Source organism: Colwellia echini (genome assembly GCF_002843355.2).
Classification (GTDB): Bacteria; Pseudomonadota; Gammaproteobacteria; order Enterobacterales; family Alteromonadaceae; genus Colwellia; species Colwellia echini.
Genome location: NZ_PJAI02000066.1, coordinates 1 through 1,203, shown reverse-complemented (window position 1 = coordinate 1,203; position 1,203 = coordinate 1). Strand labels below are relative to the sequence as shown.

The following is a 1,203-nucleotide window of genomic DNA, read 5'->3' as shown; positions in this document are numbered from 1 at the left end:
AAGGGACTTTAGTGAGCAGTACTGCGAGCTACGGCACGGTTGTGGTTGATGGCACGGGTGTATGGGAATACAGCTTAGATGACAGCAATGCTGCGGTACAAGCGTTACCAGACGGTGAAACCTTAACCGACACGATCACCTTTACTAGTGATGATGGCACCACTGAGACACAAACCATCACCATCACGGGCAGCAATGATGCGGCGGATATCACAGTTACTGCAAGTGACACATTAGTGACTGAAGATGATGCGAGCAACAACACCGCAACAGGCACCGTGTCTGTTAGTGATATTGATACCGGCGAAGGGACTTTAGTGAGCAGTACTGCGAGCTACGGCACGGTTGTGGTTGATGGCACAGGTGTATGGGAATACAGCTTAGATGACAGCAATGCTGCGGTACAAGCGTTACCAGACGGTGAAACCTTAACCGATACGATCACCTTTACTAGTGACGATGGCACCACTGAGACACAAACGATCACCATTACCGGCAGCAATGATGCGGCGGATATCACAGTTACTGCAAGTGACACATTAGTGACTGAAGATGATGCGAGCAACAACACCGCAACAGGCACCGTGTCTGTTAGTGATATTGATACCGGTGAAGGGACTTTAGTGAGCAGTACTGCGAGCTACGGCACGGTTGTGGTTGATGGCACAGGTGTATGGGAATACAGCTTAGATGACAGCAATGCTGCGGTACAAGCGTTACCAGACGGTGAAACCTTAACCGATACGATCACCTTTACTAGTGACGATGGCACCACTGAGACACAAACGATCACCATTACCGGCAGCAATGATGCGGCGGATATCACAGTTACTGCAAGTGACACAAGCGTGACTGAAGATGATGCCAGCAACAACACCGCAACAGGCACAGTGTCTGTTAGTGATATTGATACCGGCGAAGGGACTTTAGTGAGCAGTACTGCGAGCTACGGCACGGTTGTGGTTGATGGCACAGGTGTATGGGAATACAGCTTAGATGACAGCAATGCTGCGGTACAAGCGTTACCAGACGGTGAAACCTTAACCGATACGATCACCTTTACTAGTGACGATGGCACCACTGAGACACAAACGATCACCATTACCGGCAGCAATGATGCGGCGGATATCACAGTTACCGCAAGTGATACATTAGTGACTGAAGATGATGCGAGCAACAACACCGCAACAGGCACAGTGTCTG

1 protein-coding gene is annotated in these 1,203 nt (G+C 49.9%); it reads left to right on the top strand.

The features are described from left to right. Positions 1–11: 11 nt before the first annotated feature. A partial coding sequence (locus CWS31_RS17285; protein ID WP_211355862.1) for a VCBS domain-containing protein occupies positions 12–1,203 on the top strand: 1,192 nt, incomplete at its 3' end.